Annotated in this window: 2 protein-coding genes and 1 pseudogene; 1 reads left to right on the forward strand and 2 read right to left on the reverse strand. The window is 73.4% G+C overall.

Translation table 11 applies throughout. The annotated features are described in order from the left end of the window. Positions 1-181 precede the first annotated feature (181 nt). Both HCJ92_RS23425 and HCJ92_RS23430 read right to left on the reverse strand, forming a co-directional pair. A complete protein-coding gene (locus tag HCJ92_RS23425) occupies positions 182-1,057 on the reverse strand; it encodes a Scr1 family TA system antitoxin-like transcriptional regulator (RefSeq protein WP_167935611.1) in 876 nt (291 codons plus the stop codon). A gap of 500 nt (positions 1,058-1,557) precedes the next feature. Then, complete coding sequence (locus HCJ92_RS23430) at positions 1,558-2,346, reverse strand: GOLPH3/VPS74 family protein (protein WP_167935610.1); 789 nt, start codon at positions 2,344-2,346, stop codon at positions 1,558-1,560. Positions 2,347-2,545: 199 nt separating this feature from the next. Between HCJ92_RS23430 and HCJ92_RS23435 the strand changes: the two are divergent. After that, positions 2,546-2,925, forward strand: a pseudogene (locus HCJ92_RS23435) (hypothetical protein); the annotation flags it as partial.

Consider the following 2,925-nt stretch of genomic DNA (forward strand, 5'->3'; position numbering starts at 1 on the left):
AGGCGCGCCCGCACGCGGGATGCGGGACGCACGCGCCGGTGCACCCCGGCCGAGCGGCGAGTCGGCACGGCGAGCGGCGGCCCGGGGTCACGGCTGCCGGAGCGCCGCTCGGCCGGAACCGCCCGGCCAAAAGGCGCCGTGCGCGGGGACGAGGACGGGGCGCGGAAATACGGCGAGCAGTTCAGGAGTCGGCGCGCAACTCGCTCTCGTCCGCTATCGCCCGGACGAAATCACGGGTCTTCTCCGGACTCAACGCCTGCGCGCGCAGGTGTTCGTACAGGACGCTGTAGTTCTGCACGTCGTGCGGCTTTTCCAGATAGAGGTCGTTGGTGACGCCTTCCAGATAAACCACCGTCGAGTCGTTCGCCTCGGGGAACTCCATTATCGCGTACTGGCCGTTGACGCCCGGATGGGCGCCGGACTCGAAGGGCATCACCTGGAGCGTGATGTGCGGCAGGTCGGAGACCTCCACCAGATAGCGGAGCTGCCGGGCCATCACCTCGGGGCCGCCCACCTGCCTGCGCAGCGCGGCCTCGTCCACGACCGCCCACAACCGCAACGGCCGTCGCTCGTCGCGCACCCGCTCCTGGCGCCGCATGCGCACCTCGACCCGGCGTTCCACGTCGGACCGGGCCACCTCCGGCAGCGCCCCCGAAATGACCGCGGCGGCGTAGTCGGCGGTCTGCAACAGCCCCGGCACGACCTGCGGTTCGTAGACCCGCAGCGAGGCCGCGTCCATCTCCAGGCCGATGTAGACGCTGTACCCGGGGGAGAGCTCGGCGAACGCGTGCCACCAGCCCTGCTGGCGCGACTCCCGCGCCATCTGCATCAGCGACTCCACCAGCCGCCGGTCCCGCACCTCGTACACACCGCACAGGTCGCGCACGTCCCGCTGCGAGATGCTGCGGCGCCCGTTCTCCAGCCGGCTGATCTTCGACTGCGAGACCAGCAGGCGGTCGGCGACCTCCTCGGCGGTCATGCCGCGGTCCTCGCGGAGCCTGCGAAGCTCCTGGCCGAGTCTGCGCCGCCGGACCGTGGGATTGACGTTGCCCGCCACGGACAGTCCACCTCCGTAGATCATGTGACTACCGATCACGAGACTGCCACCTCACCGCCTCCGTCCGCTGCCGAACGCGGACACTCCACCCGGCTCACACAAGCCGCCGAACGCCCCGGCACGCACTGCCCCGGGCGCGGTTCCCGCGCTGCGCGGCGCGGGCCGCGGGCTCGCCACGGGCGCGGCGGGAGCGGCGGGCGCCCGGGGGCGCAGCGGCGGCGGTCCCGGTTGCCCGGTACCCGTTGCCCCGGGCCCACTGCCGTACGTGCGGTGCCGCAGGCGCCCGGCGCACGGTTCGCGACCCCCGGCGTCCCCGGACATGGATCGGCGGGGGGGGGGGGGGGGGGGGGGGGGGGTGGTGGCCGTCCAGCCACCACCCCACCGCGCCTCTCGCGGCTCCCGGGTGGTCCGGTGGCGCCCCGGGTGGAACCGGTGGCGCTGTGGCCGACCGTGCGCCGACCCCGGACACGGTCGGTCCGGGGCGGCACGGTCGGTGAGGGTCAGCGGGCGGTGACCGCCGAGCGGGCCACGCGTGCCAGCTCCCTCGGGTGCGAGCGTTCCGCGTGCCGCGGCACGCTCGGCTCCGGCCCCTGGGCCGGCACCGCGGTGGCGCGGGGCGCCTGGCCCCGCCCGCGGTTCGGCGCCGCCGCACGCTTGGCCTGGCCCGCGGCGCCGTTCTGCACCTCCATGACCGCGTGGGCCACCAGCCCGCCCATGGGGTCGTGCCGGATGAGGTCCCGCAGTCGCGACCGCGAGGACCTGCCCTCGTTGCCCGGGTACAGATGCTTGCCGAGGCCGACGGCGTGCGCCAGCGAGGCGAGCGCCGCGGTCCGCGGGTCCGGCGGTGCGCCGGTGCGGATCGCGGTGTCGAGCCGGTGGCGGATCTGCCGGCTCACGACGCTGTCCGACGCCTGGTACCGAGTGGTCGGTAGTACGCCGCACATGTGGTTCTCGATCGCCTGCACCATGCCGCAGCGTTCGAGATGGGTCAGATAGGTCTGGCGCAGCCCCAGTCGGGGTCCGCCTATCCAGTGCACCGCGCGTACCGGGCTGCCACGTCGGCGCAGCAGCTCCAGTGCGGTGTCCAGAGTGGGATCTCCTGTCGGCCGTGCCAGTACCACGGCTATGCGGTCCCCATCAGGGGCTATCCGTCCGGCGAGCGCCAACTCGACGAGCTGTGCCCCGGCCAGGCCGAGGTCCAGCGACTGCGGCTGTGCAGTGGTACCCGTTGCCGGGTCCAGAGCGAGCAGCAGCAGCTCCTCCGGAATGGTTCTACGACTCCTGCTCATCCATGCCTCCCCGCGTGGATGACAGACAGGGTGACGCCTCTCACACGGCTCTGTCGAGAGCACATGTTCGGTTTGTAATGAAACCCGTAGATATGTCGTTGTGGTTTTGTGAGGTAGGGGCGGGAGCCGGACCACCCCCGGGCCGCGTCAGACTGGGTAGCGGCTGATGCTGTTGGAACAGTGGGCGAGGAGGCATGGGGTGGCGGGTAAGTCCCCGGACGGCTCGGAGAGCGAGCGGTCACCGGAGGAAACGCGTGGGAAGCAGGGTTCGGTTCCCGGCGACGCGGCAGGAAAGACCGGCGGCGCTCGGGGGAGCGCGCCGGAGAGCGCGGTGACGACGGCACTGCGCCGCCCCTCCCGGGGGCGGTCGGGCGAGGAAGCGGAGCGCACCGCGGTGCTGCGGCGGCCGGCCGCCGGGGTGCGGAGCGGTGACGCTGCGCCGGGCGGGCGCGCGGACGAGGACGTGCCGGTGGAGCGCGGCACCCTCCAGTTGCGGACGGGCGGCGGCATCGCGCCGCGGGACGAGGCGGCGGAGAGGACGGCGGAGGGGTCGGACGGCGGGGGCGACCTCCCGTGCGG

It is taken from the genome of Streptomyces spiramenti (genome assembly GCF_012034385.1).
GTDB classification, from domain to species: domain Bacteria; phylum Actinomycetota; class Actinomycetes; order Streptomycetales; family Streptomycetaceae; genus Streptomyces; species Streptomyces spiramenti.

Coding starts and splice junctions, on each gene's coding strand:
- HCJ92_RS23430 (WP_167935610.1), bottom strand. CDS start 2,346: ATGAGCAGGAGTCGTAGAACCATTCCGGAGGAGCTGCTGCTGCTCGCT.